Origin of the sequence: Duganella qianjiadongensis, from assembly GCF_009857915.1 — a bacterium.
GTDB classification, from domain to species: Bacteria; Pseudomonadota; Gammaproteobacteria; order Burkholderiales; family Burkholderiaceae_D; genus Rugamonas; species Rugamonas qianjiadongensis.
The window spans coordinates 1-781 of record NZ_WWCM01000063.1 but is presented as its reverse complement, the minus strand read 5'-3'; the positions used below and the strand labels follow the sequence as shown (position 1 = coordinate 781).

Below are 781 nucleotides of genomic sequence, written 5' to 3'. Positions count from 1 at the left end.
GCAGATGGCTACGCTCAAGGAAATTGAAGCGAAGCTCGAAGCGACCGGAGAAACGCAGATATCACTCACCGACACTGACGCGCGCTCAATGAAGACGCGCGGCGCAGGGATCGTTGGCTACAACGTGCAAACTGCAGTCGACGCCAAACACCATCTGATCGTCGAGCACGAAGTAACTAATGTCGGTAGCGACCGCGATCAACTATCCAGCATGGCCAAGAAGGCCCGCGCTGCAATTGGCAGCACTACGCTGACCGCCATCGCTGACCGTGGCTACTTCAAAGGTGAGGAAATCCTGGCATGCCGCGAAGCTGGCATTACCCCCTTGGTGCCAGCAACGACGACGTCAAGCGCCAAGGCAGAAGGCCGATTCGATAAGGCTGATTTCATCTACGACCAGCAGAAGAACGAGTATCGCTGCCCGGGAGGGCAATCGCTGATCTGGCGCTTCGCAACCATTGAAAAGGGTATGACGAACCACCGCTACTGGAGTTCAAACTGCAAAGGCTGCCCGCTCAAAGAAAAATGTACACCAAGTCCGCAGCGCAGAGTGACACGCTGGGAACACCAAGACGTGCTCGATGAGATGCAGACGCACCTTGAACGGCAGCCCGACGCCATGAGAATCCGCCGCTCATCAGTCGAACATCCATACGGCACGATCAAGTCCTGGATGGGCTGGACCCACTTCCTTACGAAAGGGCTGGAGCGCGTCCAGGCCGAGATGGGCCTGCATGTGCTTGCCTATAATTTCAAACGCTTGATGAGCTTGCTTGGCTTT

General features: G+C 56.2%; 1 protein-coding gene. It reads left to right on the top strand.

Features of this window, described 5'->3' with window-relative positions:
* The coding region (locus GTP27_RS23270) for a transposase (protein ID WP_161041461.1) at positions 1 to 781 on the top strand (781 nt) is incomplete at both ends.